20 protein-coding genes are annotated in these 21,093 nt (G+C 72.5%); 13 read left to right on the top strand and 7 right to left on the bottom strand.

The window, feature by feature from the left end; translation table 11 throughout:
• The first annotated feature begins 14 nt into the window (after positions 1-14).
• The 5 genes from ACFVS6_RS04765 (at position 15) to ACFVS6_RS04745 (ending at position 5,452) form a co-directional block, all read left to right on the top strand.
• A complete protein-coding gene (locus tag ACFVS6_RS04765) occupies positions 15-434 on the top strand; it encodes a DUF4440 domain-containing protein (protein ID WP_389700645.1) in 420 nt (139 codons plus the stop codon).
• 656 nt (positions 435-1,090) lie between these two features.
• Positions 1,091-2,620, top strand: a complete 1,530-nt coding sequence (locus tag ACFVS6_RS04760; RefSeq protein ID WP_389700643.1) for an MFS transporter — start codon at positions 1,091-1,093, stop codon at positions 2,618-2,620.
• A 157-nt stretch (positions 2,621-2,777) separates the two neighbouring features.
• Positions 2,778-3,221, top strand: coding sequence for an SRPBCC family protein (locus ACFVS6_RS04755; RefSeq protein ID WP_389700642.1), 444 nt, complete (start codon positions 2,778-2,780; stop codon positions 3,219-3,221).
• A gap of 77 nt (positions 3,222-3,298) precedes the next feature.
• Positions 3,299-4,660, top strand: coding sequence for a carotenoid oxygenase family protein (locus tag ACFVS6_RS04750; protein ID WP_389700640.1), 1,362 nt, complete (start codon positions 3,299-3,301; stop codon positions 4,658-4,660).
• A 138-nt stretch (positions 4,661-4,798) separates the two neighbouring features.
• The gene (locus ACFVS6_RS04745; protein ID WP_389700638.1) at positions 4,799-5,452 is read left to right on the top strand and encodes an ABC transporter permease; all 654 of its coding nucleotides are present in this window, start codon (positions 4,799-4,801) and stop codon (positions 5,450-5,452) included.
• A gap of 13 nt (positions 5,453-5,465) precedes the next feature.
• Here ACFVS6_RS04745 and ACFVS6_RS04740 read toward each other — a convergent pair whose 3' ends face one another.
• The gene (locus ACFVS6_RS04740) at positions 5,466-6,071 is read right to left on the bottom strand and encodes a hypothetical protein (protein WP_389700636.1); all 606 of its coding nucleotides are present in this window, start codon (positions 6,069-6,071) and stop codon (positions 5,466-5,468) included.
• Positions 6,072-6,270: 199 nt separating this feature from the next.
• Complete coding sequence (locus ACFVS6_RS04735; protein WP_389700634.1) at positions 6,271-6,699, bottom strand: DUF2690 domain-containing protein; 429 nt, start codon at positions 6,697-6,699, stop codon at positions 6,271-6,273.
• Between the two features lie 203 nt (positions 6,700-6,902).
• Between ACFVS6_RS04735 and ACFVS6_RS04730 the strand changes: the two genes are divergently transcribed.
• Together ACFVS6_RS04730 and ACFVS6_RS04725 are read left to right on the top strand one after the other, a co-directional pair.
• Positions 6,903-8,147, top strand: a complete 1,245-nt coding sequence (locus tag ACFVS6_RS04730; protein WP_389700632.1) for a sensor histidine kinase — start codon at positions 6,903-6,905, stop codon at positions 8,145-8,147.
• On the top strand, positions 8,144-8,809 hold the full coding sequence (locus tag ACFVS6_RS04725; RefSeq protein WP_389700630.1) for a response regulator: 666 nt from the start codon (positions 8,144-8,146) through the stop codon (positions 8,807-8,809). The genes ACFVS6_RS04730 and ACFVS6_RS04725 overlap by 4 nt, the downstream gene beginning before the upstream one ends.
• A 14-nt stretch (positions 8,810-8,823) precedes the next feature.
• On the opposite strand, the gene ACFVS6_RS04720 is transcribed toward ACFVS6_RS04725, so the two are convergent.
• The gene (locus ACFVS6_RS04720) at positions 8,824-9,279 is read right to left on the bottom strand and encodes a hypothetical protein (protein ID WP_389700628.1); all 456 of its coding nucleotides are present in this window, start codon (positions 9,277-9,279) and stop codon (positions 8,824-8,826) included.
• A gap of 211 nt (positions 9,280-9,490) precedes the next feature.
• On the opposite strand from ACFVS6_RS04720, the gene ACFVS6_RS04715 reads away from it, so the two are divergent.
• The 3 genes from ACFVS6_RS04715 (at position 9,491) to ACFVS6_RS04705 (ending at position 12,655) form a co-directional block, all read left to right on the top strand.
• Positions 9,491-10,111: a hypothetical protein gene (locus tag ACFVS6_RS04715; RefSeq protein ID WP_389700626.1), complete on the top strand. Its 621-nt coding sequence runs from the start codon at positions 9,491-9,493 to the stop codon at positions 10,109-10,111.
• A gap of 181 nt (positions 10,112-10,292) precedes the next feature.
• Positions 10,293-10,850, top strand: a complete 558-nt coding sequence (locus ACFVS6_RS04710; protein ID WP_389700625.1) for a PadR family transcriptional regulator — start codon at positions 10,293-10,295, stop codon at positions 10,848-10,850.
• Between the two features lie 80 nt (positions 10,851-10,930).
• Positions 10,931-12,655: an acyl-CoA dehydrogenase family protein gene (locus tag ACFVS6_RS04705; RefSeq protein ID WP_389700623.1), complete on the top strand. Its 1,725-nt coding sequence runs from the start codon at positions 10,931-10,933 to the stop codon at positions 12,653-12,655.
• Between the two features lie 72 nt (positions 12,656-12,727).
• Here ACFVS6_RS04705 and ACFVS6_RS04700 read toward each other — a convergent pair whose 3' ends face one another.
• The 3 genes from ACFVS6_RS04700 to ACFVS6_RS04690 form a co-directional block, all read right to left on the bottom strand.
• Positions 12,728-14,092, bottom strand: coding sequence for a radical SAM protein (locus tag ACFVS6_RS04700; RefSeq protein ID WP_389700622.1), 1,365 nt, complete (start codon positions 14,090-14,092; stop codon positions 12,728-12,730).
• A 71-nt stretch (positions 14,093-14,163) separates the two neighbouring features.
• On the bottom strand, positions 14,164-14,781 hold the full coding sequence (locus ACFVS6_RS04695) for a TetR family transcriptional regulator (RefSeq protein WP_389701125.1): 618 nt from the start codon (positions 14,779-14,781) through the stop codon (positions 14,164-14,166).
• A 274-nt stretch (positions 14,782-15,055) separates the two neighbouring features.
• Positions 15,056-15,817, bottom strand: coding sequence for a VanZ family protein (locus tag ACFVS6_RS04690; protein ID WP_389700620.1), 762 nt, complete (start codon positions 15,815-15,817; stop codon positions 15,056-15,058).
• 93 nt (positions 15,818-15,910) lie between these two features.
• Here ACFVS6_RS04690 and ACFVS6_RS04685 point away from each other — a divergent pair, with 93 nt between their 5' ends.
• On the top strand, positions 15,911-16,633 hold the full coding sequence (locus ACFVS6_RS04685) for a DUF4230 domain-containing protein (protein ID WP_389700618.1): 723 nt from the start codon (positions 15,911-15,913) through the stop codon (positions 16,631-16,633).
• Here ACFVS6_RS04685 and ACFVS6_RS04680 read toward each other — a convergent pair.
• Positions 16,624-18,093, bottom strand: a complete 1,470-nt coding sequence (locus ACFVS6_RS04680; protein WP_389700617.1) for an amidase — start codon at positions 18,091-18,093, stop codon at positions 16,624-16,626. The genes ACFVS6_RS04685 and ACFVS6_RS04680 overlap by 10 nt on opposite strands.
• Before the next feature lie 246 nt (positions 18,094-18,339).
• Here ACFVS6_RS04680 and ACFVS6_RS04675 point away from each other — a divergent pair, with 246 nt between their 5' ends.
• A complete protein-coding gene (locus ACFVS6_RS04675) occupies positions 18,340-20,169 on the top strand; it encodes a glycoside hydrolase family 15 protein (protein ID WP_389700615.1) in 1,830 nt (609 codons plus the stop codon).
• A 330-nt stretch (positions 20,170-20,499) separates the two neighbouring features.
• Positions 20,500-21,093, top strand: a complete 594-nt coding sequence (locus ACFVS6_RS04670) for a toxin-antitoxin system, toxin component (protein ID WP_389700613.1) — start codon at positions 20,500-20,502, stop codon at positions 21,091-21,093.

The following is a 21,093-nucleotide window of genomic DNA, read 5'->3' as shown; positions in this document are numbered from 1 at the left end:
GCGAGGATGTGCCGGTGTCCGACGTGAAGCGCGAACTCGACCGACTGATGCTGACGTTCCTCGGTGCGTTCACCAACACCGGAGGCCGACGCCCGAGGTTGGAGGCGGTCCGGGAGGTGTTCATCCCCCAGGGGATGATCATCAAGAACGTCGGGGGCGAACCCGTCGTCTACGACCTCGACGGGTTCATCGAACCCCGGGAGAGGATCCTGACCGACGGCACCCTCACCGAGTTCCGTGAATGGGAGGTCGCCGAACGCACGGAGATCTTCCAGTCGGTGGCGCACCGGTTCAGCGAGTACCGCAAGTCCGGCTTCCTCGAAGGCGAGCGGTACGAGGGCGCGGGCCGCAAGACGACCCAGTTCGTCCGGACACCCGCCGGCTGGAGGATGAGCTCGATGGCCTGGGACGACTTCCCGACCGACCCGGCCTGAGCGACCCACGACAAGATCGCCGGCGTGGCCCGTGCCGGATGCCGCCTCGCCGCGATTTCCGCCCGTCGGCCCGGAGAACCCGGCCTAGGGGCCCTGACCCATCCCTCGTCGAGGTGGATCGTCCGGATGTCTCCCACTGCCCGGTGCAGTTCGACCAGGGCCGCAACGTCCGCGATGGCTGCCGGTGCGTCGGACAGTCGCAAGGGGAAGTCCGGGACACCGTTGCGGGTGTAGGTCGGAAGCTCGCCATCGCAGTCGAAGCCGTGGAGCGGCGCGGCACCGTCGTCGAACCACGCAGGGCGGTTCTCCTCGACCCAGGCAGCCGCGGCGTCGACGCGATCCACGTGCGTGAGCAAGTGTTCCGGGGCAGGCCCACAGCCCAACCGCACGAGGAAGCCGTGAGCATCCACGGCCCACCAATCCCATACGCGTCCAGGTCGAGGGTGCCGCAGGATCGTTGCCACGCCGTCACCTCATCCAGGCCGTGCGGGACCGGTGATGATCTCGGGAAACGGACCGGCTGACCCGTGGCGGGTGCGCCCGCGGGTCGAGTGCGTTCGTGGCCGGGCCGGGTGGACAGGTGCGGACAGGACTGGACAGTCGTCGGCGGCGCCGGGCATGGAAAGTGGACACCGCCCGACACGAGGCTGTGCGTCATGAACCTTGGACGCACGAACGGCGAGGCCGCCGCCGCACCCCGACGGGGAGCCGCGCTCGCGGCGCTGGCCGCCGCGCAGTTCACCGTGATGCTGGCGACCTCGATCGTGAACGTGGCGCTGCCGCAGATCCGGTCGGGGGTGGGGCTGTCGGACGGCGGCACCACCTGGGTGGTCAACGCCTACAGCCTGGCGTTCGGTGCGCTGCTCCTGGCCGGAGGCCGGGCGGGGGACCTGCTCGGTCGCCGCCGGCTGCTGATCGCCGGCCTCACGGTGTTCGCGGGGGCCTCGCTGACGGCGGGGCTCGCCGACTCCCCGGGCCTGCTCGTCGTCGCCCGGGTCGTGCAGGGCGCCGGCGCCGCCGCCATCGCTCCCGCCGCGCTGGCCCTGACGATGGACCTGTTCCCGTCCGGCCCCGGACGGGGCAGGGCACTGGGGGTGTGGGGCGCGGTCTCCGGCGCCGGGGGAGCGAGCGGAGTCCTGCTGGGCGGGCTGCTCACCCAGGCATGGGGCTGGCCCTGGGTCTTCCACGCCGTCGCGCTCGGCACCCTCCTGGTCCTCGTCGCCGTGGTGGCGCTCGTGCCCCGGTCGGCCGACCGGGCACCCGGACGGTTCGACCTGCTGGGGACGGCGTCCGTCACCCTCGCCCTGACCTGCCTCGTCTGGGCCCTGACCAGCGCACGGGGCTCGGGCTGGACGGACCCCGGGGTACTGGCAGCCCTCCTGGGCGCCTTCGTGCTGCTCGTGTTCTTCGTCATGGTCGAGCGCCGCCGGCCGGACGCGCTGATCCCGCCCCGGATGTTCACCACGGGCCGCATAGCCGCCGGCAACGCTCTGATGGCGCTGCTGGGATCCGTATGGATCGCCCTGTTCTTCTTCCTGCCGCTCTACCAGCAACAGGTCCTCGGCATGAGCCCCCTGGCCACCGGGGCGGGACAACTCCCCCTCGCGGCGGCCAACATGCTCGGGGCGGTCCTGGCCCCCCGGCTCTCCGGTCGGATCGGCGTCACGGCGACCCTGACCGGCGGCCTGCTCGTCGAGGCCACGGGCCTGTTGTGGCTGTCCCGGATGAGCGCGGACGGGAGTTACCTCCTCGACGTCCTCGGTCCGAGCGTTCTGGTCGGCCTCGGCCTGAGCATCGGCTTCGTCCAGCTGACCGCGCTCGCCGTGGACGGCGTGCCCCGGCAGGACGCGGGCCTGGCCGGTGGGCTGGTGAACACCACCCGTCAGGTCGGCGGTGTGATAGGACTCGCGGCCCTCGCCACCCTGGCGGGATCCGTCACCGCCCACGCCGGCGCCCACCAGCCCCCGCTGGAGGCCCTCACCGCGGGCTACCGGGCGGCGTTCGCGGTCTCCGCCGCGATCCTGGCCGCCACCGCGCTCCTCGCCCTGCCGCTCACCCGCCCTGCCCGCCGTCCGGGAGCCGCCCTCCCGGCGTCCACGCCGCCGACCGGGGCACCGTCCGAGCCGCCCGTCCCGGAGGGGCGGGCCGGCGACCGGACGCCCGCAGGCCGACCCGGGACCGCCTGAACGGGGGGGCAGGACCCGAAACCGCGCGACCCGAAACCTTACGACCCGGCCCGACCCGACCCGGCCCGACCCGACCCGGCCCGACCCGTACCGACCCGACCCGTACCGACCCGATCCGTACCGACCCGATCCGTACCGAGCACCGACAAGGACACGCATGCACACCACCGTCGATACGACCGCCCCCGTCGTCGTCAGCCTCACGACGTCGATCGAAGCCGCTCCCGCCACCGTGTGGGAGCTGCACACCGACGTCGACAACTGGCCCGTCTGGAACACCGGCGTCGACCGGGCCCGGCTCGACGGCCCGTTGGCCGTCGGAACCGAGTTCGCCTGGCTCACCCACGGGCTGGACATCACCTCCACGATCCACGAACTCGTACCGGGACGGCGCATCGTCTGGGGCGGGACCGTCCAGGGCATCGTCGGCATCCACGTATGGACGTTCGAGCCGTCCGGTACCGGGGTCGTCGTCCGCACCGAGGAGTCCTGGAGCGGCGACCCCGTCGACGCCGCGGTCGACGAACTCGCCACCGCCCTGAGGACGTCCCTGCAGGACTGGCTCGACTGCCTCAAGGCGCGCGCCGAGCAGCCCGCTTGAGACCAACGCCGGCCACAGCCACAGCCACAGCAACGACAACTGCCACCATCGGCGCCGACGAGACACGAGGACCCGAAATGACCACCGCGCCCTACCTGACCGGCCACTACACCCCCGTCACCGACGAGGTGTCCGCCACCGGACTCACCGTCGAAGGCACCCTGCCCCCCGAACTGACCGGCCGGCTGATCCGCAACAGCCACAACCCCAAGCCCGGTGTCACCCCCAGCCACTGGTTCAAGGGCAGCGGCATGGTCCACGGGATCCGCCTGCGCGACGGTCGCGCCGAGTGGTACCGCAACCGTTGGGTCCACACCCCCGCCCTCGACGGCGCCCCCTACATGACCGCCACGGGCCCCGACCTCACCGCCAGCACCGCCGGCACCCACGTCATCGAACACGCCGGACGCCTCCTCGCCCTCTGCGAGGCCAACCTCCCCTTCGAGCTCACCCCCGACCTCGACACCGTCGGCGCCTACGACTTCAACGGCACCCTGCGCACCGCCATGACCGCCCACCCCAAGGAGGACCCGCGCACCGGCGAGCTCCACTTCTTCGGCTCGTCACCGTTCCCGCCCTTCCTGACCTACCACGTCGCCGACGCCAAGGGCGCGATCATCCGGACCGCCGAGATACCGGGAGCGACCGCCTCCCTCAAGCACGACTTCGCGATCACCCGGCACCACGTCGTCTTCGTCGAGGGCAACGTCACCTTCGACCCGGCGGAGCACTCCGGCATCCCCTACGGCTGGAGCGACGACCAGCCCGCCCGCATCGGCGTGATGCCCCGCGGCGAGGACGGCGCCCGGCACATCCGTTGGTTCTCCATAGAGCCGGGCAACATGCTGCACGTCGGCAACGCCTACGAGGACGACCAGGGCAACATCGTCCTGGAAGGCCCCACCGTCGACCGCGAGGGCTTCCGGCTCTCCTGGAACTGGTGGGTCGGCGCGCCCGGTCGCGGGACCGAGCCCAACACCCGCTCCTACACCCGCCGCTGGGTGATCGACATGAAGGCCGGTACCGTCGACGAACAGATCATCGACGACCTCGCGGTGGAGTTCCCGACCCTCAACGAGAACTTCCTGGGCGCCGAACACCGCTACCAGTACGCCGTGTCATTCCCCGACCACGAGGGCTACGGCGGCTACGGGGTCGTCAAGTACGACCGCACCACGGGAGCCCGTCGCATCCACCGGATCGGCGACGCCCGGATGCCCAGCGAGGCCGTGTTCGTGCCCGCCGCCGGTGCCACCCTCGAGGACGACGGCTACCTCCTCACCGTGGTGTCCGACCTCAAGCAGGACGCCTCCCAGCTGCTGGTCCTGGACGCCTCCGGCCTCGACCGGATCGCCACCGTCCACCTGCCGCGCCGCGTCACCGCCGGCATCCACGGCTCCTGGATCCCCGACGCCGACCTCGACCTCGCGGGCGCCTGACGCACCGCACCGCCCCGGGGCGCGGCGTGGACCGCGTCCCCGGCAGGACCGCCCGTACGACGGCGCCGGACCGATGGTCCGGCGCCGTCCGTCCGTGCGGCGTCCCACCACCCCGCCGATCCCGATGGAGGTCCCACCATGTCCGGCCCCGCAACCGCCCCGCCGCCCGTCGCCCACGTCCGCCCCCCGTCCCCGCAGGCGGACCACGCCACCGCCCGGAACGGGGCCGACCCCGCGCGGGGTGCGCGCGAGGTCGACAACCGCGCCGCCTATCTCGCCTTCGGCCTCGCCTACGTGCTCGGGCACGGCGCCGCCGCGCTCACCGAGGGCTCCGCACCCCTGCTGGGGCTGCCCGGTTGGCTGCCCCCGACGCTCCTCTGGAGCGGGCTCGTGGCCGGCATCGTCCTCGCCACGATCGCCGCCGCGCGGGCCCAACAGGGCGCCGCCGCGGAGGTCCTCTCCGGCAGGCTGCTCGGCACGGCCTGGATCGCCGCCTTCACCGTCCTGTTCCTCGCCATCACCGGGCTCACGTCGCTCGTCGACGAACCGCAGCTCCAATCCGTGCTGTGGCCCGCCGGCTCCGGGCTGGTCGTCGGTCTGCTCTACCTCGCCGAAGGCGCCGTGCGCCGCAACGTGTTGCACTACGGCCTCGGCCTGTGGCTCGCCCTGATCTCCACCGCGGCGCTCCCGCTCGCGACCCCGGGCCTCTACTGGGTGCTCGCCGTCGGGGGAGGCGGCGCCTACGTCATCGCCGCGGCCCTCGAACACCGGCGCCTCGCCGCCACCGCCTGAGACCCCCCGCCCGTCACGGCCGCAGTCCGGCCCGCCTCAGTGCCACCTCGGCCAGCTCGCCGATGACCTGTCGGTCCCCCCGGCGCCAGGCGTCGGCGAGGCCGCCCTCGGGTGCGCGGAGCGCGGCGAGGTCGCGGGCAGGCCCGGTGAGGGCACGCAGGGCGAGCAGGTCGGTGCCTCCGGGCGCGTCGAGGAGACGCCGTACGGCGTTGCCGCGCAGGATCCAGCGCAGGCGGGCGGGCAGCCACAACAACAGGACGACGGCGACGGGCACGACGATCAGGGCGGCCGTGGTCAGGGTGGCCACCTGGCCGACGGCGTCCTGCATCGACTGTCCCGCGTCGGCGAGCCCGGTACTGGCGTCGGCCGCGGACCGGAGCGGCTTGCGCAGGAGTCCGCCGACGAGCGGCACGTCCGAGGCGGCGTCGCCGGCCTTGCCGAGTTCGGTGGCGAGGCCGGTACCCGAGCTCTCGACCCTCCGACCCGGCTCGGCCAGCTTCATGATGGCGTCGTGGACGGCCAGGGCGAACCACACCGCGGCGGCCACCAGGGCCACGGCGATGACGTCCGCGACCACCTGGCGGCTCCGACGGGCTGGGGTCTGTGCGTAGAGGCGCATCGGCGGGCTCCGAGTCAGGACGTCGAGGAGGACCGGACCGGCCGTCGAGGCCCGGCCGGTCCGTCGACCGTACGCCGGACCCGTCCCTTCCGGTGCGCTCCGCGAACGAACGTCCCCGACGCGGCGCCGCCGCGCCGCTCCCGGTACCGGCCGCGCGGTCGCTCGCCCCCCGTGAACGGGCGACCGCGCGGCCGGAGCATCAGTACCAGCCGGTACAGCGCGTGGTGCCGGTGGTGTCGTTCCAGGCGCAGGCCCGCATCACGTAGCCCGCGTCGTCGTAGGCGGGGGTGTGCGTGTCGGTACCGGAGTTGACCGTGGTCATGCCCATCGGGCCGGTCCAGGTGCCGCCTCCGTTCGAGGAACGGTCCACCCACACCTTGTCGCCGGGGTCGGCGTTGTGGATCCGGCCCCAGGCGCAGCGGCTGGAGGTGCTGTAGCGCAGCTCGATCCGGATGGAGTCGACGCTGCCCGTCCTCTTCGTGACCGCGTTCGACGTCGAGCAGGCCATCGCCGAGGCCCCGCCCGTCGCCGGGGCGGGCGCGGCCTGGGCCGCCGTCCCCGTGAGCCCGAGGCCCGCCACCATGGCGACGCCCGCAGTCAGGACGCCCACCCTCTGCTTGATCCGCATGTGATCCCCCTGTGATCGACCGGGAAGTGATCCGCACACCGGGCGGCGTGCGTTCGGACCTCTGTACGGTCTCCCGGATGCCGGTTCAGGGCGTCAACCTCGAAGTTGACTCCCGCGGTAAACCCCTGCGTCAGTACCGCGCCCCGGCGCGGTCCACCCCTGGTATGACGACCGCGTCCGACACCGCCGCGTAAAGTGCGCCGATGCGCTTCAGGCTCCGGCCGGCGGACCGGCTCCGCTCCGTCGATCCGCGGTTGGCCGACGCCGCGTTGGCCCTGGGCGTGACCGCCGCCGCGGCCGTCGCCGGTCGGCAGTACCACCCGCCCGGGTGGCCGCCCTTCGACACCACCGCCTACCTGCTGACCGCCTGGGTCGCACTGCCGCTCGCCGCCCGCAGGTCCGCGCCGGTGTTCGCGCTGGTCGCCTCCTGCCTCGGCTACGCCTGCTACCTCGCGGCCGGCTACCAGCCCTCCCTGAACTTCTGGGCCCCGGCAGTCGCCCTGTACGGGGTCGCCGCCCGGCGACCGCCCCGCACGGCCGCGGCCGGCGCCGCGCTGTGCGCGGCCGTCGTCTTCTGCAGCGGGTTGGCGGCCCCCGAAATCGGCCTGGTCATCACGGTGGTGCAGGCCCTGGGCGTTCCGGCCGTGGTGTGGATGTTCGGCAACGGCGCCCGCGTCCTCGACGAACGCAACGGTCAACTGGCCGCACTCACCGCCCGCTTGCACCGGGAACAGGAGTGGCGCGAGCGTCAGGCGGTCTCCGAGGAGCAGCGGCGCATCGCCCGCGAGCTGCACGACGTCGTCGCGCACCACATGGCGGTGATCAACGTCCAGGCGGGAATGGCCGGTTACGTCTTCCCCACCGCGCCGGAGAAGGCCCGCGCGGCCCTGGGGACGATATCCGAGACCAGCCAGGAGGCCCTGCGCGAACTGCGCCGCATCCTGACCCTGTTGCGCTCCGCCGCGGACGTGGAGGACGGCGAGGCGGGCAGTGCCCCGTACGCCCCGATCCCCGGGCTGGCCGGTCTGCGGGAGGTGGCCGAACGGGTGCGGGCCGCGGGCGTCGCCGTCGACCTGCGGAGCGAGGGGGAGTCCGGGCCGCTGCCGCCCGGCGTGGAACTGTGCGCGTACCGGGTGGTGCAGGAGGCACTGACCAACGTGATCAAGCACGCGCGCCACGCGGCCGTCGTGGTCCTCGTCTCCCACCGGCCCCACGGACTGCTGGTGACGATCACCGACGACGGTGCGGGCGGTCCCGATGACCGTCCGGATCCGGCCAACGTTGCCCCAGGGTCCGGGCACGGCTTGATCGGCATGCGGGAACGGGCCAAGCTCTACGGCGGAACGGTCGAAGCCGGTCCACGAACCGAGGGGGGATTTCGCGTGCGCCTCACCCTCCCGGTCCCGGCCGGGCCCTACCCCGGACCGCGGAACCGGCCACCGGCATGATCCGGACCCTCGTGGTCGACGACCAGATCCTGATCCGCGCGGGTCTCGTGGCACTGCTCCAGGCGGCGCCCGGCATCGAGGTGGTCGGCGAGGCCGAGGACGGCGAGGGCGCGGTCGAGGTCGCCGCCCGCACCCGGCCGGACGTCATCCTGATGGACATCCGCATGCCCGGCCTGGACGGCACCGCGGCGACCGAACGGATCCTCGCCCAGGCGGTGGACCCCCTGCCCCGGGTGCTGGTCCTGACCACCTTCGACCTCGACGAGTACGTGTACGCCGCCCTGCGCGCCGGCGCCGCCGGCTTCCTCCTCAAGGACACCGGGCCGGAGCGGCTGATCGAGGCGGTCTCGGCCGTGGCCCGGGGCGACATGCTCTTCGCGCCCAGCGTCACCCGCCGCCTCATCGAGTCCTACGTGAACCGCGCCGACGCGGTGCCGGACACCCCGGCCGGCCTGGACGTCCTCACGGCCCGCGAGCGGGAGGTGTTGCGCCTGGCCGCCAAGGGCCTGTCCAACACCGAGATCGCCGGCCGGCTCCACATCGGCGAGGCCACGGTCAAGACCCACCTCAACCGGACCATGACCAAACTCGACCTGGACAGCCGCGCCCAGGCCGTGGTCGTGGCGTACGAGACGGGCCTGGTCGTCCCGGGAGCCCCGTAGGGGACCCGGAGGGGTCAGGCGCCGGCGGACCGGGCGCGGCCGCCGTCGTTGCACAGGGCCCAGATGATGAAGCCGCTGATGGCGATGGAGATGACGGCCCAGATCGGCGTGTAGGGCAGCCACATGAAGTTGAGGACGATGCTGACGGCCGCGAGCACCACGCCCGTGGCCCTGGCCCACAGCGCGCCCTTGAGGAGTCCGGCGCCGACGACGGCGAGGACGATGCCGAGGACCAGGTGGATCCAACCCCAGGCCGCCACGTCGAACTTGAAGACGTAGTCACCCACCTGTGAGTAGACGTCGTTGCGGGCGATGCCGGTGATGCCCTTGATCACGCCGAGGACGCCCTCGATCAGGAGGAGGACACCGGCGAACATGGTTCCGCTCGCTGCCCACGCGCTCCGACTGTCGAACACGTCCCGGTCCCGGTGGGCGCCGGTGGGGGAGGTGGAAGGCGATTGCTGTGCCACGAGAGGCTCCTTCATGGGGCTGTGCGCCCGAAGGGGACGCAGGTCCAGCCTCCAAGGAGCGCCGTGCCCCTGACACCCGGACGCGTCCGTTCGGGTGACGGGTCGTCGCCGTCGCCGGAGCTCCGTCTCACTCCCTGAGTACGGGATGGCACGCATTGACATTTTGTTTAAGCTGAGCGCCGCTCGTCGTCACGTCCCCAGGAGTCCACCCATGTCCACGCCCCCGCAGCCCGGTTACGGCGCACCCCAGCAGCCTCACGGCCAGGAGCCCTACGGTCAGCAGCCCTATGGTCAGCAGTTCCCGCCGCCGCCCAAGCAGGGCATGAGCACCGGCAAGAAGATCGCCCTCGGCTGCGGCATCCCCACCGCGCTGGGTCTGCTCCTCCTCGGCGGCTGCGCCGTACTGGTGGGCGAGGCGGCGAACGAGGTGGGCAAGGAGTTGGAGAAGAACTACGACAGCGCCTCGGTCGCCCCCGACGCCCAGGGAAAGCCCGGCGACAGCTCGAAGCCCGGCAAGGACCCGGACATCACCCAGGACGTGAAGGTCACCGCCTGCAAGGTGGAGAAGGGTGACTTCGACCTGAAGGAACTCGTCGTCGCCGTCGACTACGTCAACAGCGGTGACCGCCGGTTCACCTACCTGGTCGAGGGCGAGATCCTCGTCAACGGCCAGAAGAAGGCCGACCTGACCTCGCTCGGTCAGAACCTGGCGCCGGGCCAGAAGTACACCGACGACAAGGCCGGCGCGCTCGGCTACGAGATCGCCCAGTCCGCCAAGGCGGGCGACAAGATCGAGTGCAAGATCCTCAAGGTGTCCCGCAACTCCTACTGAGCACCGACGCCCGACGTCGACCGCCGACCGCCCGGCGCCGACCGCCGAGCGTGCAGTTCCCCCGAACTCCCCCTTCGAGGCCCCCGCCGACCTGTCGGCGGGGGCCTCGTCGTCGTGAGCCGTGTCTCACCCGGGCTCCGGCGCTTGTATGTGCAACGAGTTGCATAGAAGGATTCGGGGCATGGCCCTTGAGCACGCGATCCTCGTCTCCCTGCTGGAGCAGCCGGGCTCCGGCTACGAGCTGGCCCGCCGTTTCGACCGGTCCATCGGATACTTCTGGACCGCGACGCACCAGCAGATCTACCGGGTGCTCAAGCGCATGGAGGCCGACGGATGGATCGACGTCCGCGAGGTGCCCCAGCAGGGCCGTCCGGACAAGAAGGAGCACTCCGTCGCCGAGGCCGGCCGGGCCGCCCTCTCCGCCTGGCTCTGCGAACCGATCCAGCCCGACAGCGTCCGGCACGAACTCGCCGTGAAGATCCGCGGGGCCGCCTTCGACGACGACCCCGCCGCCCTGATCCGCGAGGTCGAACGGCACCACCTCGCGCACGCCGACCGGCTCACGCACTACCTCGCCGGTGAACGACGCGACTTCACCGGCCCGGACGCCCCCGCCGGATCCGACGCGGGCCGCGAGCTCCAGCACGTGGTGCTCCGCGGCGGCATCGCCTACGAGCGGATGCAGCTCGCCTGGCTGGAGGACGTACTGGCCACGCTCCACCGGCTCGCCGAGCGCTGAACCCGCCCGGCCCCGGGGGCCGCCGGGACCGGCCGGTGGCCCGGCCCCGACACCATCACCGACCCGAAAGGCGCACACCGATGACCGACCCGCTGCTGTTCAACCCGCGCACCTACGACCCCGCGCACTTCGACCCCGAGACCCGTCGGCTGCTGCGCGCCACCGTCGACTGGTTCGAGGACCGCGGCAAGCGCCGGCTGATCGAGGACTACCGCACCCGTGCCTGGCTGGGCGACTTCCTCGCCTTCTCCGCGAAGGAGGGCCTCTTCGCGACCTTCCTGACGCCGGCCTCCGCCGCCGGCCCGCAGGAGTCCGACAAGCGCTGGGACACCGCGCGCATCGCCGCCCTCAACGAGATCTTCGGCTTCTACGGCCTGGACTACTGGTACGCGTGGCAGGTCACCATCCTCGGTCTCGGCCCGGTCTGGCAGAGCGAGAACGCGGCGGCCCACGGGCGCGCCGCCGAACTCCTCTCCGAGGGCGAGGTGTTCGCCTTCGGCCTGTCGGAGAAGACCCACGGCGCCGACATCTACTCGACGGACATGCTGCTGACACCGGAGGGCGACGGGGGCTTCCGGGCCACCGGGTCCAAGTACTACATCGGCAACGGCAACGCCGCCGGTCTCGTCTCCGTGTTCGGCCGCCGCACCGACGTGGAGGGCCCCGACGGCTACGTGTTCTTCGCCGCCGACAGCCGCCACCCGGCGTACCGGCTCGTGAAGAACGTCGTCGACTCCTCGAAGTACGTCAGCGAGTTCCGCCTGGAGGACTACCCGGTCACCGCCGCCGACGTCCTGCACACCGGCCGCGCCGCCTTCGACGCCGCCCTGAACACCGTCAACGTCGGCAAGTTCAACCTCTGCACGGCTTCCATCGGCATCTGCGAGCACGCGATGTACGAGGCCGTCACCCACGCGCAGAACCGCGTCCTCTACGGCCGTCCCGTCACCGCCTTCCCGCACGTGCGCAGGGAGCTGGCCGACGCCTACGTCCGCCTCGTCGGCATGAAGCTGTTCAGTGACCGCGCCGTCGACTACTTCCGCTCCGCCGGCCCCGACGACCGCCGCTACCTGCTCTTCAACCCGATGACGAAGATGAAGGTGACCACGGAGGGCGAGAAGGTCATCGACCTGATGTGGGACGTCATCGCGGCCAAGGGCTTCGAGAAGGACACCTACTTCGCGCAGGCCGCCGTCGAGATCCGCGGCCTGCCGAAGCTGGAGGGCACGGTCCACGTCAACCTCGCCCTGATCCTGAAGTTCATGCGCAACCACCTGTTGGAGCCGGTCGAGTACGCGCCCGTCCCGACCCGCCTCGACGCGGCCGACGACGAGTTCCTCTTCCGCCAGGGGCCGGCCCGGGGCCTCGGCTCCGTGCGCTTCCACGACTGGCGTCCCGCCTTCGAGGCGTACGCGGCCCTGCCGAACGTCGCCCGCTTCCGCGAGCAGGCCGACGCGCTGTGCGCGTTCGTGACGACCGCCGCGCCCGACGAGGCGCAGAGCCGGGACCTCGACCTCCTCCTGGCCGTCGGCCAGCTGTTCGCCCTGGTCGTCCACGGTCAGCTGATCCTGGAGCAGGCCCGCCTGACGGGGCTGGACGAGGACGTGCTCGACGAGCTGTTCGCCGTACTCGTACGGGACTTCTCCGCGCACGCCGTCGAACTGCACGGGAAGGACTCCGCCACCCCGGAGCAGCAGGCCTGGGCGCTCGACGCGGTCCGCCGCCCCGTCGTGGACGCCGACCGTTCGGCCCGCGTCTGGGCGCGGGTCGAGGCGCTGTCCGGTGCGTACGAGATGAAGCCGTAGCGGGCGGGGTCCGGCCGGGGGCCGGACCCGATCCCGGCCCCGTCGCGCGCGGCGGCGGGGCCGGGGCGGCCGTCAGGCCTGGTCGCCCTCCAGCCCCTCCAGGCTGTCCATGAACGAGCTGACGGAGAACACCGCACGACCGGGACCGGCCGGGCCGTAGCCGGGAGGGGAGCTCAGGCCGAACTCTTCCAGCGTCGCCCGGTAGGTCTCCAGCAGCCGGATGTGGTATTCGAGCGGCGCGCCCAGCGGGTTGGCCTTGCCGAGCGGCGTCGTCGGCTCCGGGCACCAGGTGGTGAAGCGGGGCACGACCCCGTGCGACATGAAGTACCGCAGGCCTTCCTGGGTCGACGCGATGGCCTCGCTGACCTTGGTGAAGCCGAACGGCTCGGCCATCTCGATGCCCGCGACGAAGTTGGGGATCACGTTGCGCGGCCCGAACACCTCCGTGGACTCCAGGATCCGGCGGTGCCATTCGTCGCGGCCGACGTAGCGCTCCTTGCCCGGGCAGTGCAGTTCGAACAGGCGCCGGTCCCACACCTCGAAGTTGGGGTGGTAGATGCGGATGCCGTAGTCGTGGAAGCGCTGCACGTCGTCGCGGGGCAGGGCCTGGGCGACGACCTTGCCGGTCCAGCGGCCGGGGAAGCGCTCCTCGATGGCCTTCGCGTAGTGGCCGTAGAAGTCGGCCTCGTCACGGCCGGCGACCTTGGAGGTGATCGAGCCCCCGGTGAGCGTGTACGCCTTGGACGCGCCGGTCGTGTCGTACCGGTCGATGATCTCCAAGGCCTCCAGCACCTCCTCGACCGGCTTCACACCGGTGTAGGGGCGCCCGGCGGCCTTGTGCTGGCGCCAGTTGTGGTTGATGTCGCAGAACTGGCACTCCTCCTTGGCGCCGAAGTACTGGCACACCCGGAACACCGTCAGGTAGATGAGGTAGCCCCACTGGATGGTCGGCGCGACCTCCATCACGGACTTGCCGTTCGACAGCTTGTGCCGGTAGTACTCCGGCATCGGGGGCAGGCCGACGTCCGCGATCCGCGCGCCGTCCAGGTACAGGCCGAGCGTGCCGTCGTCACCGCCCCGGACCACGTACGGGGAGTCCGGGTTGACCCGTACGGACACGACGGTGCGACGCAGGTCGTACGGCCCGCCGGTGAGGACGATCTCCTCGGGCGGCCGGTTGAGCGCGGCGGCCCCCAGCTCCGGCAGGGTGCGGTGGTCGAAGGAGAAGATGAAGTACGACTTCGGCTTGACGTCGCCGCTGCCCCCGTCGGCGGTGCCGCTGAGCGCGGACTCGTCGAAGGCCATGCCGCCGCGCAACAGGTCTTCCTTGATCACGGCTTCCCGGGGCACGTGGGGGAAACGGCCCATCAGGTCCTCGACCAGTGCGGTGCGACTGGTGCCGTCCGCGCCGTCCGTGCCTTCCGAGTAATGCTTCATTTCCGACTCCTCCAAGGTCGCGCGCCGGGGCGCGCGGGTGTGACGGCGGGCGCGGTGCCCGTCGGCACGGTTCAGTTCGTCCGGACGTCCAGTGCCGGGGCCATCATCGCGAAGGCCCGCGAGGCCACTGCGGCCGGGTCCTCGCCGCCGTTGTCCGTGCCCCCGTTCCCGGCCTCTCCCTCGCCGGAGCTCCAGCGGTGGAGCGCCGTGTCGAAGGCGGTCAGCGCCATGCCGGCGGCCAGCCGCGGGTACAGGTCCGTCTCGACGTCGAGTCCCAGGCGGCGTGCCAGCTCCGCGGCCAGGCCGTCGCGCCACTCGGCCTGCCGCTCCAGGAAGCGGGCGCGCAGGGCCGGGGTGCGCAGGATCAGCCGTACCACCGGCAGTGCCCGGTCGGGGTGGTCGCCGCAGGCGCCCAACGGGACCGAGACCGCGTGCAGCAGGGCCACCGAGGACTGTTCCCGGGGCGGACGGGCCGCCAGCTCCGCGGCGATGCCCGCCCCCATGTCGGCCAGGAACTGGACGACCACGTCCTCCTTGGACGCGAAGTAGCGGAAGAACGTCCGCTTCGAGACACCGGCCGTGGTCGCGATCTCGTCGATGGTGACCACGTCGAACCCCTTCAGCGCGAGCAACCGGAGCGCCGCTTCGGTCAGCTCGTCGGACACGAGCCGGCGTTTGCGCTGGGCCATGGACAGGCCGGGGTGGGTGGTCACCGGCCCATCGTAACCGCATGCCTCGGACGGCACTCGGGCGCGCCCTGCCACCGAGTGCCGGCGGGGGCAGGGGCTGTCACCCGGTCCCCGACCGGAGCGGCACCGGTGAACGGGCCGGCGAACGAGTCGGTGAACGGCCCGGCCGACCGATCCCGGACCGGAGCGGCCTGATGGCCGCCGTCACGGGAGTCGACGGCGGCCCGGGCCCGGCACCACCCGGGTCGCCGCCCGTGGGAGCCGTCGGTGGGTTTCACGGACGGGCGGTTCCCGTTCGCGGCTCCCGCTTGATCCACCGGTTCACCAGGCTTCGCCCACCGGCCCTGACCCCGGTGCCCTTACCGGTGCGCGGGCCGACGCCGGAGCCCTTGCCGGTGTCGACGCGCGTGTCGGGGTCGGTGGCGGGGGCCGTCCCGGCGCCCGCGTCGACCGTCGGGTCCGGCTGCTCCGGGACCGGGCGCGGGGCGCGCTGCCACCAGTGGTGGCGGCGCGGGTGCACGGCGCGGCCCATGCGCCGACCGAGGAAGAGGTAACCGAGCAGGGCGCCCGTGGTGTTGAGGATGACGTCGTCCACGTCGAAGGCCCGCCCCGTGACGAGCGCCCCTTGGATCAGCTCGACGAGCGTCATCACCACGGCCGTCGTCAGCGCGACCCGGAGCAGCCCCCGGGCCTGCGGCAGCAGCACGGGCAGCAGCACCCCGAACGGGACGCCCAGCAGGACGTTGCCGCCGAGCTGCTTCGCGGCGTCCTTGACCGAAGTGCCCTCCAGGTAGGCCTCGATCGACGCACCCGGATGGACGTTGCTGTGCACGAGGGCCGCGGAGGCCGCGGACGGCTCCAGGGTGACGCGGGCCAGGGCGATGCTGAAGAGGACCGTCCCCACGAAGGCGCCCAGCATCGCCAGGACGCGCACCGCGGGATGGGCGGGGGGTCGCCGCGGTTGCGGCGGGACCGACGGCTGTCTGCGCTGCCAGGCCCGGCGACGGGGCTCGGCGGAGTTCTCGGACTCGTGCATGGTCACTCCTCGGGAACCGTTCGGTTGCTGGCGAGCCGTGTACCCCGCCGCGGGGCGTCCACGCGCACCTGCGGTGAGCGGCATGAACATGGCATGGATGACCATGAAATGACGGGGCATCCGGTCCGCATGGAGACCAAAGCGAACGACCCCGCGCCGTCCGCCGGACCGGTGGCGCGGCGGGGACGCAGACGCAGGGCGGTACAGGCCGCCGTGGCCCTGGCGGCCGTCGCCGTCCTGCTCCTGGTCGCCGGGCGGCTCCTCCAGCTGCCCGGCCTCGGCGACCTCTTCGGCACCCGGACGAACGACCGGACCGGGCCTGCCGTACTCACCTCCCTGCGCGACATGAGCCGGTTGGAGGGAGCGGCGGGCGACTACCAGGTCGTGGTGGACCTGGAGCGCGACGCGCCCTTCCTCCCGGACGCGGTCCGCGGGACCCGCACCCTGTACGTCGGCGCCGGCTCCGTCTCCGCCTTCGTGGAACTGGGCGGACTCGACGAGGGGGCCGTCGCCGTCGACGCGGATCGGACCGCCGTGACGCTGAAACTGCCCCACGCCGCGCTCGGGACGCCCGCGTTGGACCCGAACCGCTCGTACGCCGTGTCCAAACAGCGGGGCCTGCTGGACCGGCTCGGCGACCTCTTCTCGGACAACCCGTCCGGCGAGCAGGCAGTCCAGAAGGTGGCGGTCCAGCGGATCGACGAGGCGGCCCGCGCCGGCGGCCTCACCCAACGGGCCGAACGGAACACCACGGCGATCCTGGAGGGCCTGCTGCGCTCGCTCGGCTTCCGGAAGGTGTCCATCTCCTACGCGTGAGCCCCGCCGGCCGGGGCCCGGTCGGGGCTTCGACGGCCCCGACCGACGCCGCGCGGGTCGATCGGCGTGAAGACCCCGAGCCGGTCCTCGACGGCCTGCGCCGCCTCCAGGCACAGGTCCTCCCGGAAGGCCCGCCCCACGATCTGCACGCCGCAGGGCAGCCCGTCCGTGACGCCGGTCGGCACGGCCACCGCGGGGACCCCCACGAAGCTGGTCGCCGTGCACAGCCGCATCCCCGCCGCGACCCGGTCCCGGCCCGCCGCGTCGCGGGACTCCAGGCCCGGCTCGACGGGCGGCTCGGTGAAGGAGGGCCCCAGCACCAGGGGGTGGGCGTCGAGGAACTCCGCCCAGGAGCGCCGGATGTTCATCCAGGTGCCCATCAGTCGCACGAGTTCCTCGGCGTTCGCGGGCGGGGTCCGCTCCATCGCCATCGCGATGTACCGGTCCCCGCCCTCCCCGAGCAGCGGGCGCACCGCCGGCCAGGACGGGGCGAACTCCGTCATGGTGATCCGGCCGTAGGCGTCGAGGGCCTCCTCCAGCCGCGGAACGTCCGCGACCTCCCGGACGTCGTACCCGGCGTCCCGGAGCGCGCCGGCGGCGGTCTCCACGGCGGACCGGACCGCCGGGTGCACGCCGAGCCCGCCGGGATTCGTCACGACGGCCACCGTCACCGGGCCTGGCAGGGGCGCGCCGCGGAGCGGGACCGGTACGGCCCTGGGGTCGCGCGGATCGGTGCCGGCCAGCACCTCGAAGGCCAGCCGCAGGTCGGCCACCCTCCGGGCCAGCGGGCCGTCGGTGACCAGCATCTGCGAGGCCGGTCCGGGGTCGTCGGTGCCCAGGACGCGATGGTCGGCGGGGAACCGTCCGGTGGTCGGCTTCAGCCCCGCCACACCGCAGAACTGCGCCGGAACGCGGATCGAGCCGCCGGAGTCGTTGCCGAGGCCGAGGGCGGCCATCCCCGTGGCGACGGCGACGGCGTCGCCCCCGCTGCTGCCGCCCGGGGTCACGGCGGGGTCCCACGGGTTGACGGTGTCGCCGAACAGCTCGCTGCGGGTGTGCATCCCCGCCAGGATCAGGGTGGGCACGTTGGAGTGCCCGATCGGGATGGCTCCGGCGGCCCGCAGCCGGGCCACGGGCGGGGCGTCGGAGGCCGCCACCAGACCTCGGAACCGGGGCACCCCGAAGGTGGTGGGGATCCCTTTGACCGGGGTGCTCTCCTTGACCGTGAAGGGCACCCCCGCGAGCGGCCCGAGCGCCTCACCGGCGGCCCGCGCGCGGTCCGTGCGCGCCGCGGCGGCGCGGGCCCCGTCGGCGATGAGCCGGGTGACCGCGTTCACCGCGGGGTTGACCGCGGCGATGCGCTCCAGGTGGCTCCCGACGAGCTCCGCGGCCGATACCTCCCCGCTCCGCACCGCCGCCGCCTGCCGGCCGGCCGACATCTTCCACAGGGCGTCACCCATGACCCGTACCCGTCTTCCCGTACTCGTTCCGATGCGATTGCATCGGTACTGTATCCCGCCAACCGATGCGGGCGCATCGAAAAAAGGGCGCGTGGCGCCCCGCGCCCTTCCCGCACGATCCCGGCGCCGTCCCTCACCCGGAGGGCCCACCCTGATGGACCGGCCGGATGGCACGCACCAGTGTGGAGGTGGGGTACCTCCCGCCCCTGCCGGGCCGGGCGGCTTCCACAGCCGAGGAGACTGCCGATGCGCCGCTACCCGCCGATCGCCGAACACGGCCTGATCGGAGACCTCCAGACCTGCGCGCTCGTGTCCTCCGACGGCGTGCTGGACTGGTTCTGCTCGCCGCGCTTCGACTCGCCCAGCATCTTCGCCGGCCTCCTCGACCACGACCGGGGCGGCTACTTCGCGATCACCGCCGATGCCCCCGACGTCACGACCCGCCAGCTCTACCTGGCCGACACCGCGGTCCTCATCACCAGGTTCCTCACCGCCGACGGCGTCGGTGAGGTCATCGACTTCATGCCCGTCACCGGGGACCGCACCGTCACCGACCACCACCAGGTGGTCCGGGTCATGAGGGTGGTGCGCGGCGCCGTGCGCTTCTCCCTGGAGTGCCGCCCCCGCTTCGACTACGGCCGTGCCCCGCACGCCCTGACCCTGGACGGCGCCGGCGCCAGGTTCGAGGGCCCGGACGTCACCGCCCACCTCCAGGCCGTCGGCCCGGTGCCGCTGGAGGCGGAGGGGAGCGACGTGCGCGCGTACGTCACCCTGGCCGCGGGCGAACGCGCCGCCGTCGTCCTGACGGTCGGCGCCGCCGGTGCCGAGGCCCCCGAACCCCCGACCGTGGCGGCCACGACCGAGGCGTTCGCCGCCGTCCACGCCTTCTGGCACGACTGGATCGGCCGGTGCACCTACCGCGGCCGCTGGCAGCAGATCGTCAACCGCTCCGCCATCACCCTCAAACTCCTCACCTACGCCCCCACCGGAGCACCCATCGCGGCCGCCACCATGGGCCTGCCCGAGCAGGAGGGCGGCGAGCGCAACTGGGACTACCGCTACACCTGGGTCCGCGACGCCTCCCTTTCGGTGCGGGCCATGCGCGACCTCGGCTTCACGGAGGAGGCCGACGCGTTCCGGAACTGGCTCGGACAGCGGCTCTACGACGGAGGGGCGCCCAACGGAGAACCGCTCCAGATCATGTACCGCGTCGATGGAGACCCCCACCTCACCGAGGACGTCCTCGGCCACCTGGAGGGTTGGCGCGGCTCCGCCCCGGTGCGCGTGGGCAACGGCGCCGCCACCCAACTGCAACTGGACATCTACGGCGAGGCGGTCTACGCCATCGCCCAGGTCGACAGCGCCACCCACGTGATCGGCTACGAGGGCTGGACGCGGTTCGCGGGCCTGCTGGACTGGCTGTGCGAGAACTGGGACCGGGCCGACGAGGGCATCTGGGAGACCCGCGGCGGCCGGCAGCACTTCACCTACAGCCGCCTCATGTGCTGGGTCGCCTTCGACCGCGGCATCCGCCAGGCGATGGTCAACGCCCGCCCCGCCGACCTGCCCCGCTGGACCGCCGCGCGCGACGCCATCCTGGAGCAGATCATGACCCGCGGCTGGAGCGAGGAACGAGGTGCGTTCGTCCAGCACTACGACACCACCGTGCTGGACGCGTCACTGCTGTTGATGCCCCTGGTCGGCTTCATCGCCCCGGAGGACCCCCGCTGGCTCGCCACCCTGGAGGCGATGGACGCCGAACTCGTCGCCGACAGCCTCGTCTACCGATACGACCCGGCCGCATCCCCAGACGGCCTGCGCGGCACCGAGGGCACCTTCTCCCTGTGCAGCTTCCTGTACGTGTACGCCCTCGCCCGCTCCGGCCGCCTGGAACAGGCCCGCTACGCCTTCGACAAGATGCTCACCTACGCCAACCACGTCGGGCTCTTCGCCGAGGAGATCGGCCCCACGGGCGAGCAACTCGGCAACTTCCCGCAGGCCTTCACCCACCTCGCCCTCATCACCGCCGCCCTCGCCCTCGACGCCGAGCTCGACGGGGCGGCCGGACGCGGCTGAGGGAAGCCCGGCGCGGACACCGGAAGGACAGGCGATTTCCTGCCATCGTGCGGCCGGGTTGGCCGGGCGATCGTGGATCTCCCGCCCCGTCTGTGGCACTCTCGGGAAGCCGCAGGGTGCGAGCCGTGCTTCGTCGTCCCATCACGCCGGGGTGCCTTCGGCACCGACCGTCGCCGGGCGGAGGACCGGTGGCCGAAGGCCCCTCCACGACAGCCGGGGCGACCGCACGGATGGCCGTAACCCGCCCCACGTCGAGGGGCGCGCGGAGTGGGCCGTCCATGCCGGTCGGGGAGCTCACAGGTTCGTGGAACAGCGTCACAGGGGGAACTGGTGTTCAAGCAGCGGGAGATGCGTCAGTCGGTCGGCGCCATGGTCAAGGCGATCGGCCACTTGGAAGCCCCCGTGGAGGGCGAGACGATCTGCCGGACGCTCTGCGAGGCCATGGGCGACCGCCGCGGCCGCAAGATCGAATTCCGGACGACCTCCTTCCCGCCCGGCACGGCGAGCGGACTCGCGCTCGACCTCGGCTCGAAGGACCTCATCGTCGTCGAGGAGCGGACCGTACCCGAGCACCAGCTCATCATCACCGGACACGAACTCCGCCACCTGGAACTCGGCCACTGCCACCAGCACGTCACCGAGGGCGCCGTGGCCGCCCGCCTGCTGCACCACGACGCCGAGCTCCAGGGCATCGTCTCGTCCGTCCTGGCCATCGCCGGACGCCAGAGCCCCGCCCTCCTCGAACAGGACGGCACGGCGGCGAGGAGGCACGAGCAGGAGGAGCAGGCCGCGGAGCGGTACGGGCTCGAACTGGCCCACGCCGTACGGCACCTGCTGCGCGAGCCGCTGTCCCACCGTCTCGACCGGGGCACCACCTCCGGCAGGATCGAGGCCGCCCTGGGCCACCACGTCAAACGGGGCTGA

Source organism: Streptomyces sp. NPDC057939 (assembly GCF_042887545.1).
In the GTDB taxonomy this organism is placed as follows: Bacteria; Actinomycetota; Actinomycetes; order Streptomycetales; family Streptomycetaceae; genus Streptomyces.
Note: the sequence above shows the minus strand (reverse complement) of the source record. Positions and strands in the feature narration are given on the sequence as shown.

Bases quoted from the DNA above. Each gene is read 5' to 3' on its own strand.
- ACFVS6_RS04695 (WP_389701125.1), bottom strand. From the start codon at position 14,781: ATGGCCCAGCGCAAACGCCGGCTCGTGTCCGACGAGCTGACCGAAGCG.
- ACFVS6_RS04730 (WP_389700632.1), top strand. From the start codon at position 6,903: ATGCGCTTCAGGCTCCGGCCGGCGGACCGGCTCCGCTCCGTCGATCCG.
- ACFVS6_RS04725 (WP_389700630.1), top strand. From the start codon at position 8,144: ATGATCCGGACCCTCGTGGTCGACGACCAGATCCTGATCCGCGCGGGT.
- ACFVS6_RS04685 (WP_389700618.1), top strand. From the start codon at position 15,911: ATGGATGACCATGAAATGACGGGGCATCCGGTCCGCATGGAGACCAAA.
- ACFVS6_RS04690 (WP_389700620.1), bottom strand. From the start codon at position 15,817: ATGCACGAGTCCGAGAACTCCGCCGAGCCCCGTCGCCGGGCCTGGCAG.
- ACFVS6_RS04675 (WP_389700615.1), top strand. From the start codon at position 18,340: ATGCGCCGCTACCCGCCGATCGCCGAACACGGCCTGATCGGAGACCTC.
- ACFVS6_RS04760 (WP_389700643.1), top strand. From the start codon at position 1,091: ATGAACCTTGGACGCACGAACGGCGAGGCCGCCGCCGCACCCCGACGG.
- ACFVS6_RS04755 (WP_389700642.1), top strand. From the start codon at position 2,778: ATGCACACCACCGTCGATACGACCGCCCCCGTCGTCGTCAGCCTCACG.
- ACFVS6_RS04750 (WP_389700640.1), top strand. From the start codon at position 3,299: ATGACCACCGCGCCCTACCTGACCGGCCACTACACCCCCGTCACCGAC.
- ACFVS6_RS04735 (WP_389700634.1), bottom strand. From the start codon at position 6,699: ATGCGGATCAAGCAGAGGGTGGGCGTCCTGACTGCGGGCGTCGCCATG.
- ACFVS6_RS04740 (WP_389700636.1), bottom strand. From the start codon at position 6,071: ATGCGCCTCTACGCACAGACCCCAGCCCGTCGGAGCCGCCAGGTGGTC.
- ACFVS6_RS04745 (WP_389700638.1), top strand. From the start codon at position 4,799: ATGTCCGGCCCCGCAACCGCCCCGCCGCCCGTCGCCCACGTCCGCCCC.
- ACFVS6_RS04715 (WP_389700626.1), top strand. From the start codon at position 9,491: ATGTCCACGCCCCCGCAGCCCGGTTACGGCGCACCCCAGCAGCCTCAC.
- ACFVS6_RS04705 (WP_389700623.1), top strand. From the start codon at position 10,931: ATGACCGACCCGCTGCTGTTCAACCCGCGCACCTACGACCCCGCGCAC.
- ACFVS6_RS04680 (WP_389700617.1), bottom strand. From the start codon at position 18,093: ATGGGTGACGCCCTGTGGAAGATGTCGGCCGGCCGGCAGGCGGCGGCG.
- ACFVS6_RS04700 (WP_389700622.1), bottom strand. From the start codon at position 14,092: ATGAAGCATTACTCGGAAGGCACGGACGGCGCGGACGGCACCAGTCGC.
- ACFVS6_RS04710 (WP_389700625.1), top strand. From the start codon at position 10,293: ATGGCCCTTGAGCACGCGATCCTCGTCTCCCTGCTGGAGCAGCCGGGC.